Source organism: Planococcus kocurii (assembly GCF_001465835.2).
In the GTDB taxonomy this organism is placed as follows: Bacteria; Bacillota; Bacilli; order Bacillales_A; family Planococcaceae; genus Planococcus; species Planococcus kocurii.
In genome coordinates this window covers 2538202-2561715 of sequence record NZ_CP013661.2, presented here as the reverse complement: position 1 = coordinate 2561715, position 23514 = coordinate 2538202, and the positions used below count along the sequence as shown (strand labels likewise).

The following is a 23514-nucleotide window of genomic DNA, read 5'->3' as shown; positions in this document are numbered from 1 at the left end:
TGTTTTCTATTAGTTATTCAGAAATAACTTGTTTTATGCTTATATGTAAGTCCTGCTTGAATGATGCGCGAATTCTGAAAGGTGGACGGTAGCATCTGGTTAGTCAAGAGCACAGCCACTGTTGGGTTGTCTGTTGCCTCGGGTATTTCCCGGGAAATGATCCTCTAGTAACGAGGGGATATTCCAAGTAAATTCGTTGTTCCCTAAATGCGCATTCAAACCCATTTCATAGCGCTCACCCGTTTCTCCTAAACGAAAAACCGTGTCGATTGCCTCGCATAGATCACGAACAAACAGTCGACCTCGCAGTTCAGCTGTGGATTCTTCTAAGGGGGCGAGTTTACTTTCTACTGAATGCTGAAAGTAGCTCCCAGTCAGTTTGTCCTCTTGCGGCATAGGTCCGAAAACTTCTGGACTGGCAGTAGTGACGATATTCAAGCCGTACTGCTCATGAAAATTTTGGATCATGACGTCGGCTTTTTCTTTGCTTTCGCTATATAAAGTTTCTTGTTTCGTATCTGCCAGTGACAAGTGATGAAAACGGGACGCCGCGTAGTTGGGGTTAGGCTGATGAGCATCTAGCATCCACGTACTTTGTGCAGCATACAAAAGGTTCATCGTTCCGAAAACATTGGTTTGTTCATAAAGCCGAATTTCCCCGACACAGTCCATGCTGCGCGTTTCTGCTGCGAAATGAAGGATGTCTGTTATGTCATAAAGCTCAAACAAGTGATTGATGGCGTGCGCATTGCGAATATCGACGCGGTGATAGGCATAGCGCGCTGTATGTTTTGAGAGAGTTTCTATGCAGCCAGCTTGTGTATTGTAATCGATATTAACGATTTGGTAATCTGGGTATTTGTTTAAATAATAATGGATGATATGGGAGCCGATAAATCCGTGGCCACCTGTCACAAGCAAGGTCTTCGTATTCACTGCCATCCACCTCTCCTACTCAATTACTGAAATCAGGCCTCGCCTAAGCAATTAAGCCTAACCAACCCTTCTTTCGTACCAGTTATACTTCCAATGTTATGACATCCGTGTTAAAAGTAGGTTAAAAGATATTATTTTCTAAATATTTAATCATTATACAATGTAATTAGATACTTTGCATCATTAAACGAAAAAAAAGTTAGTCTATAGACATGTTTAAATTTTAATTAGTCAGGAATATTTATTAAAATGGAATTTATTTGATGTGTTTTCCTTTAAAACGAGATTGATTAGAATGATGTATTGTTTTTTGGTTCTTGTAGACTATCTTCAAAACCGAGGATTTGTTGTAGAAATTGTGTTTTCATGTGGTCAGGTGTCAAAAAAATACTATTGGCATTGGTTAAAAGTGTTATATATGGGAAGCGCCTTATTGCTCTGGATGCACGAATGCAATGTTCAGCACCTTACAAAAACTGTAGACACTCTTTTTTGAAAGTGTTGTGCAGAACCTTGGCTTGGGAGCACGTGAACATGAAACCATCCTCACGATAAAAGCGCCGGCGCGTGCGCCATCACGCCAAGCGACTCCAGAACCCCACACCCACTACCTAACCCAAACAAAGTAAGTTCGCTGAGTCTCCCCGACACCAGCCAAGGCGCGACAAGGGCTAGGCGAAGCAATAAGACAAGTGCACTTCTTGGCTTAGTGCGGGAGCCAAGCCCAAAGCGCTCGAAGGCGACTTCCAGAACCCCTAAAAAACGATAAGCACTCGCTCCCACTCCCCCTTCCAAACAAAAAAAGCTACAGAAAACTCGGCAATGCCAAGTCTTTCTGCAGCTTTTATTTCTTAACTGACAAGCACGAATGCCCCCGTCACAATGAGCAACACACCTAGAATTTTGCGTTTGCCGATGTGTTCTTTTAAGAGGAAATAAGAAATCAGCATCGTCCAAATGTACGTAATCGCCGTCAACGGGAACACGATGGTATACGGCAAGAACTTCAACGCCACAATGTTCAAAATGGCGCTGACGCCGTAGAGGAAAACCCCAAACAGCAAGCGCAGCATAAATGCTTTGCGCTCCATGTTGATATTGAACGACGACGCTTTTTTTAGGAAAAAGCCGCCAAATGCGCCGACCCACGTCATGACGACTAACAACAAGACCAATAACAGATTAATCGCTGTCACCCCCTATGACGATAACCCCGATCAAAATGAGCAAAGTGCCCATCGAGATATTAAACGTGATGGCTTCGTCTAAAAACAACGTTCCGTAAAAAATGGCGATGACGTAACCGAGACTGAGTAATGGATGCAGCACGGACAGCTTGCCAAAACGGAATGCCGCGGTCATGAGCACAGCGCCCATGCCGTACAAGACGAAACCGCCGAGCATGTGCACGTCCAGTATCGCGTCAGACAGTTTCCATAGCAATTGACCCGTTGCTGTGGAAATGGCGGCAAAGATCATCAACAAGATGCCGATGGGAGCCGTTTTTTCGGGTTTATTCACGCAGAGACCCACCCTTGTCGTCGAAATTGAGCAAGCTGATTAGCAAGGCGGCGTAGAAAAAGAGCGACGCATTGAACAAATAACGGAAATCTTGAGCGGGCATGGTTGCCATGACGGCCGCTGTGTTTAAGGCGATTGGCAACAAGATCAACCAAATGCGCCAATTGTTGCGTAAATACGCAACATACAGGAACAAGGTGATGAAGAACAAGTACACGGCCGGGCGCCACAAGAATTCTTCTGCTTCTGTGTCGACTTTCAAATACAATTGCGCGCTATAGGTCACTTTTGGGTAAATGACTTGATTGAGTAGATTGAATTCATTGCCATAATAGATGTTGGTGACAAAGCGATTCATGTGACCGTCTTCTTCGAGTCGCATCTGCCACACTAAGGACGTTTCATCGAGAAAGGCTTCGACGGCAAGTCCTGGATTTTGAAGGACCAGCTGCGCCCAGTGCTTGGCGTATTGCGCCGGATCGTCGTAAATGACCCAGCGATCGTATTCGCCCCATGAAAATTTGATCGGGTCCACGCTAGACGGGTTGTATTTCTCAGGCCACAGTTCGAGCGGCATAAGGCGATTGATGTATTCGCGCTGCTCTTCGGTCATGTCGCCATTTTTGGTGACGATGTTGGCGATTTGCTGCGTTGGGATGCTGAGCGCTTCTTGCGGATCGGAATCGACCACGTCAAGTTTGGTATAGACGGGACCGGTAATGACTTGGTGAATGATGATGATGCCAAGTGTCATCGGCAGCAATTGCTTCCACATGCGGCGGTACATAATGAGTGCCGCGATCATGGTGATGACGAATACCGGAAACCCGTTATGGCGGAAAAACACCAACATAAACGAGCCTAACAGGAATAACAAGACGAACGAAACTTTTTTCGTTTCCAGTCCTTTTGTTTTCACGAGCAGTAAAATTAATAAAGAAAAGAACAACAACGACGTGCTGTATAAGACGTCTTTCCAAATAATGATCGACATGATGGAATTGACGGGAACAATCGCCGCGACAATTAGCACCACCCAAAGGATCCAGGTGTTGACTTTAAAGCGTTTCATTAGATAACCCATATAGCCCATCGTCAGTGCCAACGCAACGACTTGGAACAACGCAATGATGCCGGGGCTATCCCAGATTTTTCGTAAGAACATAATGAGCCATGTGAACATGACGGGATGCCAGTTGGTGAATTCTTTCGTTTCGGACTGCTCCCATTGCGATAACGAATCGGGCGTCATGGCAGCGGGATAAAAGGCGATAAACATGACCAGTGACGCACCGAGCATCGGCAACATGTAAAGCAACACATAAAACGGCGATACTTTTTGTTCACCTGCTGGCGTTTGAATGCTGAGCAAGAGCTTGATGATGGACAGCACGACGAGTGCGATCGTTAAAAACAAACCGAGATAAACAGCGGTTTTAACGAGCCAGTGGTTGTCGGCTAAGTATTGCTGGTCGCCAAGTAAGCTGAGTCCTGCTAGCACCGTGAACAGCGGCATGAAAATGGCTAAGCTGATTTTTTTAGCGCGCGTCCACCCGTTGACTGTGTGCACGAACGACCGACTGTATACGAGTAAGCCAAACAGCACGAGCGTGATGAAAACAATGAGTAAAGGATGTGCATTCCGGATTGGCTGGAAGTAAAAAATGGCAGTAAAAGCAAGGAAAAGTGCTGCAACAAAAGATGCAGCACCTAGTAGGTACGTTTTTTTCATAAAGTTTTCTCGCTTTTGATGCGGTCGCTAATTCGAATTAATTCGAGTTCGTATTGCTTGCGATGCGTGCCCGCTACGGTATCGAGTATGAGGCCACAAGCAAATGCCAACATAGACAACAGCATTAAGCCGACTGCTAAAATCGCGGACGGTACGCGCGTCACAAAGTCAGTTTGAACGTACTCGACGATTACAGGAATTCCCGCAGCTAGTCCCAAGATAAAGAACAAGGCAGCCCAGCACGAGAAGAATAGTAACGGCTTGTAGTCTTTGAATAAGGTGAAAATCATTCGCAGTACTTTGATGCCGTCTTGTACGGTATTCAGTTTTGATTCGCTGCCTTCTGGACGGTCGCGGTAATCGATTGCCACTTCTTTGATCAAGAAGTTGTTGTCCAGTGCGTGAATACTCATTTCGGTTTCGATTTCAAAACCCGGGCTTGTGACTGGCAGTGATTTGACGAACAAGCGGTCAAATGCACGATAGCCTGTCATGATGTCGGTGATGTTGCTTTTGTATAAGCCGTTGATCAGGTTTTTGACAAGTGTGTTGCCGAAGCCGTGGAATTTTCGTTTGTTTTCATTGAAATACGTCCCATTGGATAACCGGTCGCCGATGACGAGGTTGGCTTCTCCGTCGATGACGGGCTTGATGATGTTGTGGACGAATTCAGCTGGGTATGTATCGTCGCCATCTGCCATGACGTAAACGTCTGCATCGATTTCTCGGAACATGGAACGCACGACGTTGCCTTTTCCTTGGCGAGGTTCTTGGCGAACGACTGCACCGTGGGCCAACGCGACTTCTGTGGTTTTGTCTTTCGAGTTGTTGTCATAGACGTATATTGTCGATTCTGGAAGTTCTCTTTTAAAGTCATCTATCACTTTGCCGATGGTCATTTCTTCGTTGTAGCAAGGCAGTAATACTGCAATTTTCATAGACATTTTCTCCTTTTGATTTTAAACATTAACTAAGCTATCATATCATGATTCCCAGATTTAGTGAAACGGCTTTCTGTTTTGGGGTTATGTGGGAGTTTTTTGAATGTTGAGTTTTGGTGGAGTTCTTTTTGTGGGGTTCTTGTGGAGTTCGTTTTGTGGGGTTCTGGAAGTCGCCTGCGGGCGCTTGGGCATGGCTTTCGCACAAAGCCGAGAAGTACACTCGTCTTCGTGCTTCGCCTAGCCCTTGACGCGCCTTGGCTGGGTGTTGTGGGAATACTTCATGAGCCTACTGGTGTTGGGTTGGGAGTGAGCGTCGGGTTCTGGTGTCGCTTGGCGGCGGTGGTGCACGCGCCGACGCTTTTTGTGTTCAGATTCGGGATTAGTGGAGGAGTTTTTGAGGCATTCTATTAGTCGCCTTCGAGCGCTTGGGCATGGCTTTCGCACAAAGCCGAGAAGTGGACTCGTCTTTGTGCTTCGCCTAGCCCTTGACGCGCCTTGGCTGGGTGTTGGGGGATACTTCATGAGCCTACTGGTGTTGGGTTGGGAGTGAGCGTCGGGTTCTGGTGTCGCTTGGCAGCGGTGGTGCACGCACCGGCGCTGGGTGTGGAGATGGTTTTGTTTTTTTGAGATTCGTTACATCTGTTTTTTGATGATATTTTCTTGTGTTGGGTAGTACAAATGTGGTAATTCGTGCCAGGCACCCAAACAATTTCATGACAATAGATTTTTCTCACGTTATAATAGATGGGTTATGAAACTTTACTTGGTTGCTGCGGAATGGTGATCGCGTTTCTGTTGGGCTGGGTGAGTTTGGCGAAGAGGTTGTTCGGGGTTTTTGCTTCTCGCTTTTTTGAAAGTTTTTTTACGTTTTGAGCGTACTTTAAGCGATTAATTCTAGTATTGTGAAGGTGTCTGGACATGATTTTCAATTCTTTTGAGTTTATCTTTTTGTTTTTGCCGATTGTTTGGATTTTGTATTATGTTCTTGGGCGCATCCATATTCCGTTTGCGAAGACTTGGTTGCTGGTTGCTTCTTTGTTTTTCTATGGGTATTGGAATCCTGCTTATTTGCCGCTGATTTTGATTTCGATGCTGCTCAATTATGCGATTGGGGCTTTTCTTGGGCGTGATCGGGGTGGCGTTTACCGGAGAGGCATTTTAACTGCCGGGATTTTGTTTAATGTGTTGCTGCTCGGTTATTATAAGTATTACGACTTTTTTGTTGAAAACATCAATGTGGTTTTTGGTGAAGATTTGGTTTTGAAGAATATTTTGTTGCCACTGGCGATTAGTTTTTATACGTTCCAGCAAATTGCGTATTTGGTGGATTCGTACCGGTTGGAAACGAAAGAATATAATTTTTTGAATTACGGGTTGTTTGTGTCGTTTTTCCCGCAATTGATCGCGGGACCGATTGTTCATCACCGTCAAGTGATGTCTCAGTTTTCGTCTAAGGATTCTTACCGCATCGTTTATGAGAATATTTCCAAAGGCTTGCTGATTTTTGCGATTGGGCTTTTTAAGAAAGTGGCGATTGCCGATCAGTTTGCGGAATGGGCCAATCAAGGCTATGGCAATGTCGGTTCGCTGACTTTTGTGGATAGTTGGTTCACGACGTTGTCTTATACGTTGCAATTGTATTTCGATTTTAGTGGGTACTCGGATATGGCGATTGGGCTGGCGTTGTTGTTTAACATTCGCTTGCCGCTGAATTTCAATTCGCCTTATAAAGCATTGGATATTCAAGATTTCTGGAGACGCTGGCACATTACTTTGTCTCATTTCTTGACGACGTATATTTACATCCCGCTTGGAGGCAATCGAAAAGGACCTACTCGCACGTATTTACATATCCTGATTATTTTCTTTATTAGTGGGATTTGGCACGGTGCTGGATGGACGTTTCTGATTTGGGGGGCGCTGCACGGCTTTGCCAGTGTCATTTGCCGTTGGTGGAAAGGCACCGGGCACCGTATGAATAACGTGTCCGCTTGGATTGTGACGTTCTTGTTTGTCCATCTTGCTTGGGTCTTTTTCCGTGCATTGACCTTGGCTGATGCGTTGACGGTTTTAAAGGCGATGTTCGGATTTAACGGCTTTTACTTGCCAAGTGGATTGGCTTCGCTCGTGCCATCGATTGATGAAAATTGGCTGCTGAAGCTGCCGTTTTCTGCGTCTTCTATCGAAGTTGCGTTAACTTTAGCGATTGGGTTGGCGCTGGCGTTCTTTGCGAAAAATTCTGTTGAAATTATGGAGCAAAAGCAACGCAATACGCGCATGGCTGTTTTTATTGCTGTTCTGCTTTTCTATAGCGTGATGCAGCTGCAACAAGTTAGTGAATTCTTGTACTTTAACTTTTAGGAGATGATCCCATGAACGATAAAAAATTTAGCTTTGCCGTCATGGCGATTTTCGCCTCACTGACGTTTGCTGTTGCTGCTTTTAACTTTTGGATAGATCCTTTATGGCATTATGGTCATGCGCATGGGTTGAATGATGTGCAAATTGTCGCGGACGAGCGGGAACAAAAAACCGCACAACAGCTTTATGACCCGACAGACGCTGATACGTTGTTGCTTGGCAGTAGCCGTAGCACGTATGTTCAGCCGTCAGGGTTTGAAAAATGGACCGTTTATAATTACGCCGTTGCCAATTTATCGATGCGCGAATATTATACGATGTTGCTTTATGCCTTTGATCAACATCCGGATTATGAGCGGGTTTTGATTGGTGTCGATTTTTTCAAATCGAGTGAAGAACAGGCAAAAGATGCCCGTGCGATTACGGGCTATGAAACAAAAGTGCAAGAGCCTTTTTACCGGGCGAAGAATTTGCTGTCCTTTGATACATTCGGTTTTGCAGTTGATAATTTAAAATTATCGGCAGCGGACGACATTACGGCGGACCGTTTGTACAATCGACAAGGCGATGCGTTTGCGAAAAAGCTGACGGCAGAAGAAACCAAACGCGACACGGCAGCTAAAATTACGCGTTTTGAAAATACGTTTTACGGCGATCATTATGTTTATTATTCGCGCTACAAAGAAATCATGCAAAAAGTTCACGATACACACCCAGAAGCTGAAAAAATTGTCTACACGACACCGATTTCAACAGAGTTGTTCAAGTCGCTGGTCGGAACCGGCTTACTGGACGAATACGAAATGTGGCTCCGTGACTTGGTCGCTGTATACGGTGGTGTCTGGAATTTCATGTACCCCAATAGTGTAACGAATGACATTTTGAATTATTACGACGGCCACCATTTTTATCCAGAAATCGGCAAACTGATTTCCGAGCGTTTGGAACAAGGTGAAAATGCCGATGTGCCGGAAGATTTTGGTGTGTGGGTGACAGAAGATAATATCGAAGAGCATATGGCGATGGTTCGAAAGTTAGCGGCCGAGCTAGAATGAGTTTGGGTGCCAGGCACCCAAACAACTCTCAAACAATTCAAAAAAGCTTTCCGCGAGTCGCGGAAAGCTTTTTTATGTTACTTAATGTCGATGCGGTATTTGCCGAAATCATTGGCAGATGGTGCGACGTAAGTGATGCCGCTCGCTTCTGGTATGAGGCTTTGTGCGTTAGCTGACGTTTCAAAGGTGATGTTTGGGTTACCGGCAATTGGTGCGAATTTCCAGTTATCATCGGCTGCTGGGTCGATTGTTCCGACTTCAAGCATGTAGTCGATGATGACTTGGCGATTTTCATAGGCATAGTCGATCACTTCTTTGGCATCGGTAACGCCTGGGAAGTTGCCTGTTGCGCGGTAATTGTTTGTGACGACTAAAAATTCCTGTGTATCGGTTACAGGTGCTCCGTTATAAGAAAGCTTTTTGATGCGGTTCGAAGTTGGATTGACGAGTGCCGCTTCTGCATCGTATTTTGCAGGGATCGTGACGTCGATTTCGTACGTGACGCCGTCCAATACATCAAAATTATAGGTACGGAAGTCTGTGTTGATCAACGGTTGTTCTGTTGTTGCTGACGGGTTGATTTGTTGGAATTGCCCTGCCGCCATTTCTAGCCATTCTTTCACTTCTTTACCGGTTAGTTTCAAGGCATAAATGGTGTTGTCGAAGACGTATAAATCGGCGACGTTTTTAATGGCGATTTCGCCTGTCTTGATATCGGTGTAATAATTTCCGCCGTTTCGTCCGCCTGCTTTAAACGGTGCTGCTGCAGACAAAATTGGCAAGTCTGCGTTGGCTGTTCCTGCTACTTGCTGTTTGACGTACCAGCTCTGTGCGTTGTTGACAATTTGAACAGATGGGTCGTCTTTGACCAATGAGAAATAGCTGTTAATGGGTGCTGTGGTTTTACCGACTGGGCTGCGCACATAGTCGATGGTTGCTTCGTGTGTTTCTTTGACTGCATCAATCACTTGCTGTGAAACGATGTCTGATTCAGTATCAATTTTGCGCAATTGCGCTTTTCCGGATGCAACGTTCCAGTCTTTTCCTTTTGGAGAAAGCTGTAAATCGATAACGCCTAAATGGCTACCAAAGTTACCTGGCATCACAACAGGTGTCCCGTTAATCGTTCCTTGTTGTTGATTGACGTTCTTCAAGTCCCCGTAAGATCCAGGGAATACGTCATGATTATGACCTGTGACGATGGCATCGATGCCATCAATTTCAGAAAGTTGATAGGTGATGTCTTCTTCACCGATGTCGTATTTTTCATCCCCCATTCCAGAGTGGGATAACACAACGACTACATCTGCTCCCGCTTTTTCCACTTCAGGAAGGAATTTTTTTACTGACTCGACTGCATCTTTTGCCGTAACTTCCCCTTCAAGATGTGCGCGGTCCCATTTCATAATTTGCGGAGCAACAACTCCGATGACGCCTACTTGAATGGTGTGCTTTTTGCCTTTTCCATCGACGACTTGTTTGTCGATAATGGTGTACGGCTTGTAGCGGTTTTTGTTTGTCTTGGCATCGTAGACGTTGGCATTCAAGACAGGAAACGGTGCATCGTCTAGTGCTTCGTCCAAATAATCCAATCCAAAGTTAAACTCGTGATTGCCTAAAGTTGAAGCATCGAAATCAAGTGATTTGAGTGCTGCGTAAGCAGGGTGCAGCTCTCCTTTTTCGATGGGGTCGACGGATACTTTATACCCGCCAAATGGCGTTCCTTGAATCAAGTCCCCGTTATCAAATAACAGCGAGTTGCTGTTTTCTGCGCGTGCTTGTTCGATTAAGACCCCTGTTTTAGCTAAACCTAAACTGTTTGATGGCTGGTCTCGGTAATAATCGTAATTGACAAAGTTCGTGTGTAAATCAGATGTTCCCAAAATGCGCAATGTGACGTTCTTACTGCCTGCTGGCTGATATTCTTTCAGCAAACGCTGAACAATGGCCCGCATTTCGCCCGGAGAAACAGGTTTGGATGGCTTTACGGTACCGTCTCCGTATCCGACCAGTAAACCGATGCCCACTCCTTTTGCCAAGTCTTTTAACAGACTTTGACTGAAGTAATGGCGATCTTTAAACCCACCAAGCAATCCCGTTGAATATACTTTATCGGTTATCACTGCACGTGAAGCGATTGAAAATGCTTGCTCACGAGACAATTTTTCGTTTGGTGCAAACACGGTCTTCGACTTGCCGCTTGTGAGCTTTAAGTTGTATGCCGCTTCCACGTAGGGAGCGAGTTTTTTATCGACATCCTTAAAGCTGATCGTCGAACCGTCTCCTAACTCTACTTTTAAAGAAGTTACCAAATGCTGAATAAACTCGCCTCTCGTCACTTCGTTCGCTGCCGCTGCCTTAGGACTCGCAGTGAAAAATCCGCTAAGCACCAGAACGAGTGCCACCAGAATCATAGAAGCTTTTCTGCCAAACGTCATTTCTCCATCTCCCTTTAATCGAATAGTCGAACAACTCCATTATATACGACAACCGAAATAATAGGAGGTATTTACAAAAATTTCACAATGCAGGGTGATGGATTTTTGTTTGAATGAGTAAAAATAGCGTAATTGGTGCCTGGCACCCAAACAATTCTCACACTACTCTAAATTTTTTTCATAAAAAAATCCATTTAAGGACATTTAGTGGGTATACTATAAATGGAATTAACTATAGATCTTGGGAGGTTGGATAACTTTGAAGAAAACTTTGTTTTTATGTAGCACTGTACTGGCTTTGAGTTTGATCGCTACACCTGCTTTGGCTGCATCTGACGTGCCAGAAAACTACCGCTTTCACGACGAGATCGATTACCTGATTGGCAAGAAAGTAATCACGGGCTATGATGACAACACATTCCGTCCCGATAACGTTGTCACTCGCGCCGAAGCGGCGATTATGATTGGCAAGCTAAAAGGGTTGGATGGCACTCAAAAAGCGACTCAATTTACCGATGTGAGTAAAAGCAGTAAAGCGAGCGGGTATATTGCCGCTGCGCAAAAAGCCGGTTACTTGAACGGTTATCCAGATAAAACGTTCCGTCCCGACGCAAAAATGACTCGCGGCGATATGGCGATTGTCCTTGGGAATGTTTTCACGACACCTCTTTCAACTGAATTGAATTTTAAAGATGTTTCAAGCAACATGAAGGCATTTGAGTCGATCAACAAAATCGTTAGTTACAATATCGCCGTCGGCTATCCTGACAAAACGTTCCGTTCTTTAGATGCTGTGACTCGCGGTCAGTTTTCTGCATTTCTTGCGCGTGGATTAGAGCCTGTCTTCAAAAATGATACGCATATGGAAAACTCTTACTTGCGTGATAAAACGAAGATTTATTCATACCGTTTAGACGATGGCACGACATTAAATTCTCGCTATACGGAAGATTCTAAGCTCGCAGCAACTGGCGAATCACTCGGGTTTCTTTGGGAAAACTACACTAAAGACGAGGATGACATCTTCTATACAGAAAACGAAACCGACGACATGTATGCTATTGGCTATCCGTACTCTGAATATGTAGTTGAATTGGTTTACCCCATCCAAAAAGGGAAAGTATTCAACATCGACAATCCTTTCGCACCTAAAAGTAAAATTACTGGTGTAAATGTAACCGTCAAGACCGGCTACAAAACGTTTACTAATGCTACTGAAGTTACCGTCCCAGTTGATCCTTCAGTTAAACACGACACGGGCTACAAATATTACATGGTCGAAGGATTCGGCAATGTTAAAACAGTCGATCTTGATGGTAAAGTTTTCTACGAACTGATAAAAATCCAGTAATTGGTGCCTGGCACCCAAACAATTCTCATGCAATTCAATAGAAAAAAGCCGGAAGCAGCAAAGCTTCCGGCTTTTTTCTATTTAGTTCTTATTCGGTTTTCCTGGTTTGTCAGGCTTACCCGGCTTGTCGGGTTTGCCCGCTTTTTTCGTGATGGTGAACGTTTTTTCTGTAACATGTCCAGCCAGATCAACGACTTTGAGTTTGATCTCGTTTGCGCCATCGGTTAGTACAGGTACAGTTGTCGTAATGTTTTTACTGAAGTTTTTCAGTTCGTATGGTGCTGTTAGTTTTTGTGCGAAAATCTCATCGTCGTAGTAATACGCACTAATTTCGTCGAAATTGTCTTTGACGTTAAACGTGATTTCCACTTCGTCTTGGTCAGAACCGACTTTTTTCGGTACGTCTACTAATGTGATTACCGCAGGCTTCGTGTCTACTAACACTTGACGGCGAATTTCCATTTCGTTGCCGAATTCGTCAATCGCTTTGACGTTAACGTAATGAGAACCGTCCGCTAATGTCAGGCTGTGGCTAAAGGTTTTGCCGTCAAATTCTTTTGCCGGTTCGCCGTTAACGGTCACTGAGACAATTTTCGAATCGTCTTCTACTCGTCCAGCGATCGCCACTTCTTTTGTTTTGTGTACGGATAAGACGTCCGGCTTATCGATAAAGACGACCGGTTTGACTTTTTCTGGCGTCGCGGTTGCTAAGTCAACTACTTGTTTGTTGCCTCCTGTGTCGTAGAATACAGCACTTAGTTTGTCACCGGCTTTTAGCTCAGCTGACACTGCATAGCTCTTAACGCCAGGAGCTAATGAGTCGTCTTTCGGTGTTGCTGCATCTTCGGTTAGTTCTTTACCGTTTAAGAACACTTCCCAACGATCTGGGCCCGCTCCTTGTGGGTTATCGGTAAAGCTTGCAACTTCTACTAATTTGGCTGCCGCGTTATAGCTTGCGACCGCTACTGGTGCGACCGTATCGACTTTAACTGGGAATTCAAATGACTGCCATTCCGCATTTTCATAATCGATGACCGCGCGCAATTGAATTTGGTAGTTGCCATCTGCTACTGCTTTTTCAAGCACTTTTCCGTCCCAGCCATTTGCTGGATTGAAATTATACGATTCAGTTGATGCGTAATTTTTTACCAATTCATCTTCTGTGCGTATCGTCCGCAAGGTTTTGCCTGCCGCGTCCAATACCTTCACTTCAAATTCTTTGGCATTTCTGAGCAATGAATACACCGGAACTACTTTGTCCATGACACCATCGCCGTTTGGTGAAAAGGCGAATTGGCTTGGCACAAAGTCTGGTTGATGCGTTCCACCTGTAATGGTTTTGCCTTTTTCATCTGCTAAGAACGTCGTGCCGTAATAAGTGGATGGATTCCATGCCACGTAATCAAAAATATTTGCATCGTCCCATCCGCCGTTAAAGCCGAAGTAAGGTACGACTAATGGTGTGTTGCCTGTCACTTCTTCGTTCACGTCCGTTAATGTTAAGAACCCGTCCACGAAAAAGCCATTTGTAAAGGCTTGATAAGCTGCATCTTTTTCCAGTGCCGATACATCCACTGACACGGTGATTTCTTTGCTGTCATTTGCCGGAACTGCGACCGTTTTAGGCGCGTCAATCACCACTTGTTCTGTCACTACGTTCGATCCTGCAACGTTTGGTGCCGTTACGTCGACGCCGCTTGCTTTTAACACTTTATCGGTTTGAACATTTACAGCTACTTGATAATTTGCCGGTTGGTCAGAGAAATTCTCTGCAACGACCGTAAATGTAAATTTATCGTCTTGGATTTCTTTTAACGCTACTTTGGATTCGCCTGTTGATTTCTCAACTACCGTCACATCTGTCGATAGCGCATCATGCAATTGCATCAACCCTGCTCCTTGGCGGCGTGGTGAAACAAACTCACCCGCAATCAATTCTACTGGGTTGGCTGTATTCATCATCAGGTTTTTCGCAAACTGAACACGTTCTTCGCCGTCTAGGCCGAGTTCATCTAGTCGTTGGAAGATCAATGCCGTTCCGCCTGAAACATGCGGTGCTGCCATAGACGTTCCGCTCATTAAGCCGTACTCATCGTTGTTTAAAGTCGAGAAAATGTTGCCACCTGGCGCTGTAATTTCAGGTTTGAAGTCCAAGTTTGGCGTTGGTCCCCAAGAAGTGAAATTGCTCATTTGGCCAGCTGTCGGGCTTTTCGTTTCTAAATATTGCCCATCAAAGTTAACCGTAACCTTTTTGCCAGCATCGATTAACGCCTTCATCGCGACGCCATCTGTTTGAAGAGTCGACATATAAGGAATCGTAACTGCTGGGTCTGATGCCATATTGATGGTACCTGTTGTGTTGTTGTAAATAATAACTCCTACTGCTCCTGCTGCTTGCGCATTGGTTGCTTTTTCAACAAAGGCAATGCTGCCGCGTGAAATAAGCGCAAATTTGCCGGTAAAATCGGTTCCAGCAAAGTCAGCCGCTGTACCAAATCCTGCACTTGCCACTTCATAAGAAGCTGCTGGCAACTCACGCGGGTCTTTATCGTTTGCCAATAAGTACATCGCGCGTCCAGCTTCTGCACCGTCCGCTTGATAAGCAAAACTCATAGCTGTAATGATATCGTTTTCAAATGATGCTACACCAAACGAGTCAAATGAAACACTTGGTGAACCTGTTAAGCCGTAATCTTGGTTTTCTGCGTAAGGATAGAAATAACCCGATCCCAGCATATCCGAGTTTCCAGCTGAAATGGACACGAGAATACCGCTATTCGTCGCGCGCTCTACTGCTTGTTGTTCCGGGTTTTGAGAATCCACAAATCCTGAAACAGATCCAAGTGACATATTAATGACGTCTGCTCCTAATTTGATCGAGTCATCAATCGCTTTAATGTAAATATCTCCGTAAGTTGACGGATACAACGGATCGTTGCCGAACACTTTTAATGCCAGTAATTGTGCTTCTGGCGCTACGCCTTTAATGCCGCCATTTTCCTCATTGCCGTTTGCTCCCACTGTGCCGGCTACGTGCATGCCGTGCATTGAAGCTTCAGGTCCAAGGTCTAAAATTTCGTTGTTGCCGTCCATGTAATTATAGCCAAATGGCACTTTAGAAGTGAAAAATTGACCGCCTTCAATGGATTGGTCGCCGAGCAATGCACCGACTTCGGCTTTTGTAATTTCACCTGATGTGTCATCTGTTAATACCATATCTTTATGGCTTGGGTCGATGCCGGTATCAATCACGCCGACGACCATGCCTTCGCCTTTATACTTATAATCGTTCCAAACTTGTTGCGCTTGCACAAGTTCTTTTGAGTATTTCATTTCCGGTTTGATTTCCGGACGTTTGTATTCGGTTGACTCATAAACTGCTTTTACACCTGTTTGTGAGGCAATTTCTTTTACTTTTCCTGCTTCGACTTCAGCAGAAAAGCCGTTAAAAACCGTCGTGAAATTTTCTAAATAGGTAATCTCTGGAGCAAGTTCTGAAATAGTCGATTGAATTGAATTTTGTTCAGTGCTTACTGTTGCTTCTAATGATTCTTTTTGTTTCTTAGGTAAGTCTTTGTAAAGTACCCCTTTACGTGTTGCGTTTTCGATCGTTGGATCACTTTCTAATTCCACGATAATCCGAACTTGTTTTTTCGGATTTTTCGGGTTCTTCAGCGTTTCTGGTATTTTAACTGCTGATTTTTTGAGCTGCAATTCTTCGTTGCCGGCACCTGTTTTGTTCGGTGCTGCTGAAACATCCGGTATACCTGCCGAAAACGAACCAAAAGCGACTAAAAACACCAACGCCATCAATAAAATCGAACGTATCTTCCCCAATCTTTCTCCCCCTTGTTTAACTAACGGAATTTTCAAACTAAAAGACAGTTTAAATTTACCATATTAAAACACTCTTGCCACTATTCTTTTGTCAAATATATATTACGTTTACGTTACAATTGTTACAGAAGTAGTTAAATTACTCTGATGTAGACAACAAAAAATCGCCTACCCATAGGCAGACGATTTCTAAGCAACCAATCAAACTTCATCTTATTTAAGAGATAGTTGATAAACAAAGATTGCCAGCTGACCTCGCGTTACATTTTGACTCACGCCAAATTGTGTAGCGGTTACGCCATTCGTAACTCCGTTCGCTACGAGTGCATTGACCGCTTCTTCATAGCGTGGAGAGACATCTGTAAATGGCAATTTTTCGGCAGTTGGCTGCAAAGCATAACTATTTTGCAAAATTAATGCGATTTCACCTCGCGTCATACTTTGCGCAGCACCAAATAATGTCTCCGTCTTGCCATCAATATAGCCCGCATGTTTTAACGCATTAACGGACGCTACAGCACGTTCCGGGACATCGGTAAATTTAGAAGCTGGCGCTGCTATTAAATCTAATTCCAACTCTTTTGCCAGCCAAATCGCTGCATCTACACGCAGGATCGGGCTTTGAATGCCAAATCGCGTCGAACGCTCACCTTTAGTAAGTCCTCTTTTCACCAAATAATCAACGGCTGGGAAATACTTTTCAGAAACATCCGTAAACAATCTAGCTGTTTGCACAACCTCTACTTTCAGCGATACCGTTTTGCTTCCTACAGTCGCTTTTACCGTCGTACTGCCAACTGCTTTCATCGTCACTTTCCCTTTGGATACCGTTGCAATCGCGGGATCTGCAGAAACCCATTTTGCGGTTTCTGCTGCATTGATGACTTCCCCCTTTGTGTACGAAGCCGTTAACGCCAGTTGAACCGAATTGCCGACTGTACTCGTAATTGACGATTTGTCCGGACGTAAACTAAGTAACGGATTGTTCGTTTCCGATACTCTCGGTGCTTTATAGGAAGAAATTTGAATCAAGCCATGACCATATAGCGGATCTCTGCCCACTTTGCCTAAATCTTTTGCTTCTTCCGCTATAATCGCACGTAAATCCTTATTTGTTAATTTTGGATAAGCTTGCTTTAGCAAAGCCAATTGGCCAGCTACATAAGGCGTGGCCATAGAAGTTCCTGATAAATACTCGTACCGATTGCTGGTCATCGTACTGAAAACATATGCGCCGGGTGCCATCACTTCAACAGCGGGTCCTGTTGAAGAAAATTCTGCACGTTTAGCATCTTGATCCAATGCGCCGACTGCAATAACAGACGAATAGCGAGCAGGAAATTCCACATTATCCTCTTTTCCACTTAAAGTACCGACATTTCCAGCGGCCGCTACGATCAATAACCCTTTCGCATATGCTCGGTCAAAAACGGCTTTAAAGGCGTTGGAATTTTCCGCAGAACCTCCACTAAGATTAATAATGTTCATCTTGTTCGCGATTGACCATTCCACACCTTCAATCAAATCCGACAAATAAGCATTGCCTTCCCAGTCAAAAGCTTTTACAGAATAAATATCAGCGTCATACGCCACCCCTTTTATGCCAATGCCATTATTGCGGGCACCAATGATTCCGGCAACATGCGTTCCATGTCCCTGATCATCTGAATAGGAAGTTGTATAGTCGGCAGTTGAAATCCCGCCTTTAATCACCAAATCATTATGCGGAGAAATCCCCGAATCAATGACAGCAATTTTCACACCTTTTCCGGTAAATCCTGAATTCCAAGCTACGGGTGCTTTTATTTGAGGAATTCCCCAGCCTTCTGTTTGCGCACTAAGCGAAAACACAATATCTTCCTCAATTGTCCGAACTGATGGATCTTTTAAAAGTTCCTGCGCTTCTGCGTCTGTCATCATAGCAGACGCAATCGCCACTTCATCATAAACCTCTACATCAGAACCACCAGAATTTTCGGTCTTTTTAGCGATTGAAAAGCTCTTTTGCTCTTTTTCATAAACGATAATCATGCGTTTTTCATCCTGATCTTGTGCGGAAACCGTTAGTTGTCCCATTGCTGCGAACAAAAGTAACGCGCTCAACACGCCATAAACTATTCTCAATAAAAACCCCCCCTTTGCTAAACCAATTGAATTTGTTTAATTTTCCAAAAATAAAAGAAATATTTAACATACATATAAATCCGTTTCCAATTTCAGTATATAAGATGTCCGCATACGCGTCAAAGCCAATTGTATCCAGTGTTTAGTTACTTGTATTGTACGCACTTCCAGCAAAGATAGAAAGCTCTTTTCAAAAAAAGATATCAGAATAAATAAATTTCCATTATATCTAGAAAACAACCCACGTCCCCCCTAAATCTAAAATGTCAAAAGTAAAAATCATCACCCTGCAAGCGCCGGCGCATGCACCACCCAAAAAAACTACAAGTATTCTTTTTTGAAAGTGTTGTGCAGAATCTTGGCTTGGGAGCACGTCCCTGAGTCGGCCACAAATTGAGAAACATTTGAGTCCGACTCAGGGACGACAACGGGCCAGACACAAATTGGAGAACATTTGTGTCTAGCCCCAAGTGAACATGAAACCAGCCTCACGATAAAAGCGCCGGCGCGTGCACCACCGCCGCCAAGCGATTCCAGAACCCAACACCTACTACCTAACCCAAACAAAGTAAGTTCGCTGCGTCTCCCCCAACACCCAGCCGAGGCGCGTCAAGGGCTAGGCGAAGCACAAAGATGAGTGCTCTTCTCGGCTTTGTGCGAGAGCCATGCCCAAAGCGTCCGCAGGCGACTTCTAAAATCCCACAAAAACTCCTCCACCAATCCCGAATCTGAACACAAAAAGCGCAGGCGCGTGCACCACCGTCGCCAAGCGACTCCAGAACCCCACACCTACTACCTACCCCAAACAAAGTAAGTTCGCTGCGTCTCCCCCAACACCTAGCCGAGGCGCGACAAGGGCTAGGCGAAGCACGAAGACGAGTGCTCTTCTCGGCTTTGTGCGAAAGCCATGCCCCAAGCGCTCGAAGGCGACTTTCAGAACCTCACACTCGCTATTCCCCTAAAAAAAAACAGTGGCCAACTTCCAACACAACACCAAGCGCTTGAAGGCAATGTCCAGAACCCCTCAAAAACTAAAAACTCGGACCCAAATTACCCACTCCTAGCGCAGGCGCGTGCACCACCGTCGCCAAGCGACTCCAGAACCCCACACCTACTACCTACCCCAAACAAAGTAAGTTCGCTGCGTCTCCCCCAACACCTAGCCGAGGCGCGACAAGGGCTAGGCGAAGCACGAAGACGAGTGCTCTTCTCGGCTTTGTGCGAAAGCCATGCCCAAAGCGTCCGAAGGCGACTTTCAGAACCTCACCAAACCTATCAAGATTTCGCGTTCCTTCCATCTCTAAGCAACTCCAGAACCCCACAAAAATTAAAAGCCAGCCCCTCAACAGAAAGGCTGGCTCGGTTCTATGGCACCAGTCGGTTAACAACCGGTAACTTTTGCATCGCCAAAATGATGCCGAACGAAATAACAAAGATTAAGATCCAAACAAGCGGCACACTAATCAGTGGATTAAACGTTGTTTCATTTAAACCAAAGCTTCTATTCAAAAAAACTTGAATAAGCGGGTGAATGATGTAAATGCCGAACGTCGCTGTACTGATGCGGGTGATCAACGCATTTGGTTTGATTCGTTTCGCCCTATGCTGAAAGCCAATAAAAATAAACAGCGTAATCAACAAATTATTCGGCCGGTAATGCTCATAAAAAAATTCATCAAATTCGCCCGCCGGCAATCCGACATTTAAATAATAAGTCCCCCACACCGTCACCACATAACTGACTGCTGCGAGTATGCCAAGTGTTGGCAAGTATTTCTTCGGTACCGGGTAAAGCACGAGATACGCACCGAGCAAAAAATACCCAATATACGGTTCAAACAAGCCCGCAGCAAAAGCAAGTTCAAAGTCAAAGAACTTTGGCAAGAATGGTAAAAAGCTAGAAAAGAAAATCCAAAACAGCAAAAAGGCTTGAAACGTCTTCTTGTCCATATGCATGACGAGCAGCTTCAAAAAAGGCGCCATCAAGTAAAGACCCGTGATGGTGTATAAAAACCACAAGTGGTAATAAATATCATCGGTTAAAAACTGCACCAAAATTTCATAAGCGCTATACGATTCATCCAGTATGTAAATATTGTATAGCGTGTACACCAAGCTCCAAAATAACAACGGAATAACAACTTTTGCCAATCGTTTCTGGAGAAATTGCCAGACACTTTCTTCTTTGCCGCGCGTCAGGAGCAACGCCCCACTAAGCATGAAGAAAATAGGTACACACCAACGCAACCCTGCGTCAAAGGCGTTGGCAAAATGCCAAATCCATTCATCTGTCGTAGCATTGTTAATAATTTTTGATACTACATGGATGCCGACCACAACAAAAATCGACAAGACCCGCAGCCAATCCATATAGTCGTATCTTCTGGCCATTTCGGGTATCTCCTTTTTCGAACTAAATTGGATACGTATTCATTGTCACTGAAAATCACTTGAACAAGTTCGACTCCTTCTATTATAGAAGAAAGAGTTTCACCACTTTTTGTTCCCTTTATCATCTTAGCTTGTTGCAGAGCTTTGAACCAATACATTTTGATGACAAATTAGGATTCCACTAATTGTCGGCACAGCTTTCGGATTTCTTCTTTTCGTGTGTCGACTAACTCTTGTCCAAGTTTAACCAAGGCCTGGATATTTTCCGGAGAACCATCGTCTAGTTTTTCCCTGCCATCTTGCAACAATTCAATTTGAAAGCGGTAGTAGCGCTTGTTTTTTTCTCGTTCCGGTAACACATAATTCAATTGATAATGAACCACATCTGAGCTGCCGTCCATTAGGATATACCAAAGTGGACGTGCCCATCTAAGCAGGCCCCATGTACGGTAATTTTCAAATTCGATGGTCAGCTGTGGATTTCCTGTTCCGAGTGACACAACGAGTAGATCTTCATCGTCCGGAAAAATTTCTTTTGCTTCCGCATAGGCACACATCGCTGGATTGTTGGCAAACACCCCACCGTCAATAAAGCTGGCACCTGGATAGGCCTTTATTTTTTTGGGCGTAAAGTAAGTGGGAGCTGCCGATCCTGCCCGTGCTACATCCCGCATCAATACATCTTTTTCGATTTTCTTTGTATGGACGTCACGACTTTTGAAAAAGGCAGTAAACCGGCCGCGGAGTTCATAGCTCGGAACGACGACAGGTTTGATCGCTTCTGAGAGCATCGTGCGTCCAAAATACTTTTTCAGCACTTTTTCAAGTGTACGTGCATGGTAACGGCTCGTGAAGATGCCGCGCGTAACTTTGTAAAAAAAACTTTTATCAAATATTTCTTGAGATTCTTCTATATAAAATCCAAGAAATTGCTGTGCCGAATAGCGCGGTTTTCTAGCATCTTGCAGATCTGGTGCGACAAGTCCGAGTGCCAAAATCCCACCCGTCGATGCCCCGACAATCAAATCGAACAACTCAGAAATGGGTTTTCCACTTTCTGCTTCTAATTCGGCGAGTAGCATTGCAGGAATAATGCCACGCACACCGCCTCCATCGATCGCTAAAACTTTTTTCACGCTAGTGCCCCCCCTCTAATTTTCTGATTAATCTAATTGTAAGAAGCCTTTCGAATGTTGTCAAAATTGGTTCCAAATTTAGTTGTCCAATCTCATTTTTCACACTATTGAGATAGTAATATTATTTCTTTATGCTATTTTGAGTATTGTATTAGTAGATGAAAAAAAGACTATTCGTCTAAGATTCCCTTGTATTTTTTTGGCTTTGTGTAGCTAAAATAGAGCTGGCAGGACTTTTAATTTTGGATTTATTAGGATGTTAATTGTTACAAAGCAACTATATCGAGACATGAAAAGCTCTTTTTCAGAGAATTAAACCTTTTTTTCGTTTTTTATTGCCATTCAAAATCCCTCTATATCAAGGTTTCCAAAGCGTTTTCATTTTGTTATACAACTGTAATATAACTGCAATTGAATTGACGTTGTTTTTAAGTTGTTCTCTCTATATAGTAAATGACAGAGCAAAATATTATTAATTCATGAATGTGAATAATAAAAACTTGGAGGAACCAACAACAATGAAAAAACTTTTCTTTACGCTACTTACAGCAGGATCATTGCTATTTGCTAACTCAGCCACAGACGCACAGGCAACTCAGCCTATCCAAAACGACGCTTCATCTCAGGTAACTACGGATTTATCCATAGAGCAAGTTGCTGCCAGCAAAGCAACTGCAAAATCAGGTACATTTAAAATGAAATACAACTCAAACGTTCGTGCTGATGCAGGAACCAAATACAAAGTTGTGACGATGGCTAAAAAAGGCTCAATCGCAACGGCTACTCACCAAAAGAAAGTCGGCAAATCGACTTGGTACAAAGTAAAAGTTAACGGCAAATCTGGTTGGGTACTAAGCACGTTGCTTACTTCAACTACCGTGAAAAAAGCTTCAGTGAAAACATCTTCATCTTCATCAGTGGTGTCAGAAGCGCTAGAACTTCAAGGCATTCCTTACAAATTTGGCGGCACAACTACTGCTGGATTCGACTGCAGCGCATTTATCCAATACGCATTTAAACAAGCAGGCAAAAGCGTGTCACGCACAACGCTTTCACAATATGCTGAGACTTACAAAGTCAGCAGCCCACAGCCAGGCGATTTGGTTTTCTTTGCGAACACGTACCGCGCTGGAATCTCACACGTCGGGATTTACATCGGTAACAACAAGTTCGTCCATGCAGGCGGAGCAAAATCAGAAGTCAAAAGCATGAACGATCCTTACTGGGGCAAAAAATTCCACAGCTTCAAACGTTTCTAATCCAATCAGATACTCAAAAGAGTGACCCGAACGTCTGCTGATAGCAGGCCTTTGCTGGTCCTCTTTTTTTATGTGGAAATTTACCTCTTCAACTCTTCCTTCACCTCTAGCGACAGCGCGTGCACTTCCGCGGCCAAGCGATTCCAGAACCCCACACCCAAAAAAGTAAGTTCGCTGAGTCTCCCCCAACACCAACTGAGGCGCGCCAAGGGCTAGGCGAAGCACGAAGACGAGTGCTCTTCTCGGCTTGGTGCGGGAGCCAATGAGGGACCAGGTGTTCCTGGGACCTCATTTGCGACGAGCTTGCGCAGGAGCAATCATCTTTGCTCTACCCAAAGCGCTCGAAGGCGACTTCCAGAACCCCACAAAAACTACAAGCATTCTTTTTTGAAAGTGTTGTGCAGAACCTTGGCTTGGGAGCACGTCCCTGGG

Annotated in this window: 14 protein-coding genes; 4 read left to right on the top strand and 10 right to left on the bottom strand. The window is 44.4% G+C overall.

The features are described from left to right. Window positions 1-99: 99 nt before the first annotated feature. The 5 genes from AUO94_RS12505 to AUO94_RS12480 form a co-directional block, all read right to left on the bottom strand. Entirely contained in the window at window positions 100-942 is an 843-nt protein-coding gene (locus AUO94_RS12505) for a GDP-mannose 4,6-dehydratase (RefSeq protein WP_058384529.1), read from the bottom strand. A gap of 845 nt (window positions 943-1787) precedes the next feature. After that, window positions 1788-2132, bottom strand: coding sequence for an EamA family transporter (locus AUO94_RS12495; RefSeq protein WP_237150117.1), 345 nt, complete (start codon window positions 2130-2132; stop codon window positions 1788-1790). After that, window positions 2119-2457, bottom strand: a complete 339-nt coding sequence (locus AUO94_RS12490; RefSeq protein WP_237150116.1) for an EamA family transporter — start codon at window positions 2455-2457, stop codon at window positions 2119-2121. The genes AUO94_RS12495 and AUO94_RS12490 overlap by 14 nt, the downstream gene beginning before the upstream one ends. Further along, window positions 2450-4189: a DUF6020 family protein gene (locus AUO94_RS12485; protein ID WP_058384527.1), complete on the bottom strand. Its 1740-nt coding sequence runs from the start codon at window positions 4187-4189 to the stop codon at window positions 2450-2452. Before AUO94_RS12485 ends, AUO94_RS12490 begins: the two co-directional genes overlap by 8 nt. Then, window positions 4186-5127, bottom strand: a complete 942-nt coding sequence (locus tag AUO94_RS12480) for a glycosyltransferase family 2 protein (RefSeq protein WP_058384526.1) — start codon at window positions 5125-5127, stop codon at window positions 4186-4188. Before AUO94_RS12480 ends, AUO94_RS12485 begins: the two co-directional genes overlap by 4 nt. 921 nt (window positions 5128-6048) lie before the next feature. Between AUO94_RS12480 and AUO94_RS12470 the strand changes: the two genes are divergently transcribed. Together AUO94_RS12470 and AUO94_RS12465 are read left to right on the top strand one after the other, a co-directional pair. Further along, a complete protein-coding gene (locus AUO94_RS12470) occupies window positions 6049-7491 on the top strand; it encodes an MBOAT family O-acyltransferase (RefSeq protein ID WP_058384524.1) in 1443 nt (480 codons plus the stop codon). Window positions 7492-7502: 11 nt separating this feature from the next. Continuing rightward, entirely contained in the window at window positions 7503-8546 is a 1044-nt protein-coding gene (locus AUO94_RS12465) for a hypothetical protein (RefSeq protein ID WP_058384523.1), read from the top strand. A gap of 77 nt (window positions 8547-8623) precedes the next feature. On the opposite strand, the gene AUO94_RS12460 is transcribed toward AUO94_RS12465, so the two are convergent. Continuing rightward, the gene (locus tag AUO94_RS12460) at window positions 8624-10984 is read right to left on the bottom strand and encodes a bifunctional 2',3'-cyclic-nucleotide 2'-phosphodiesterase/3'-nucleotidase (protein ID WP_058384522.1); all 2361 of its coding nucleotides are present in this window, start codon (window positions 10982-10984) and stop codon (window positions 8624-8626) included. Between the two features lie 259 nt (window positions 10985-11243). Here AUO94_RS12460 and AUO94_RS12455 point away from each other — a divergent pair, with 259 nt between their 5' ends. Next, window positions 11244-12335, top strand: a complete 1092-nt coding sequence (locus AUO94_RS12455; RefSeq protein ID WP_058384521.1) for an S-layer homology domain-containing protein — start codon at window positions 11244-11246, stop codon at window positions 12333-12335. Between the two features lie 81 nt (window positions 12336-12416). On the opposite strand, the gene AUO94_RS12450 is transcribed toward AUO94_RS12455, so the two are convergent. The 4 genes from AUO94_RS12450 to AUO94_RS12430 all read right to left on the bottom strand — a co-directional run bounded on the left by AUO94_RS12450 (window position 12417) and on the right by AUO94_RS12430 (window position 21823). Next, on the bottom strand, window positions 12417-16172 hold the full coding sequence (locus AUO94_RS12450; protein WP_082707542.1) for a S8 family serine peptidase: 3756 nt from the start codon (window positions 16170-16172) through the stop codon (window positions 12417-12419). A 213-nt stretch (window positions 16173-16385) separates the two neighbouring features. Next, window positions 16386-18296 carry a S8 family serine peptidase gene (locus AUO94_RS12445; RefSeq protein ID WP_058384520.1) on the bottom strand — a complete coding sequence of 637 codons (1911 nt, stop codon included), beginning with the start codon at window positions 18294-18296 and terminating at the stop codon, window positions 16386-16388. 1365 nt (window positions 18297-19661) lie between these two features. After that, on the bottom strand, window positions 19662-20687 hold the full coding sequence (locus AUO94_RS12435) for an acyltransferase (RefSeq protein WP_058384518.1): 1026 nt from the start codon (window positions 20685-20687) through the stop codon (window positions 19662-19664). A 170-nt stretch (window positions 20688-20857) separates the two neighbouring features. After that, window positions 20858-21823: a CBASS cGAMP-activated phospholipase gene (locus AUO94_RS12430; RefSeq protein ID WP_058384517.1), complete on the bottom strand. Its 966-nt coding sequence runs from the start codon at window positions 21821-21823 to the stop codon at window positions 20858-20860. Window positions 21824-22341: 518 nt separating this feature from the next. Between AUO94_RS12430 and AUO94_RS12425 the strand changes: the two genes are divergently transcribed. Then, the gene (locus tag AUO94_RS12425; protein WP_058384516.1) at window positions 22342-23082 is read left to right on the top strand and encodes a C40 family peptidase; all 741 of its coding nucleotides are present in this window, start codon (window positions 22342-22344) and stop codon (window positions 23080-23082) included. Window positions 23083-23514 lie beyond the last annotated feature (432 nt).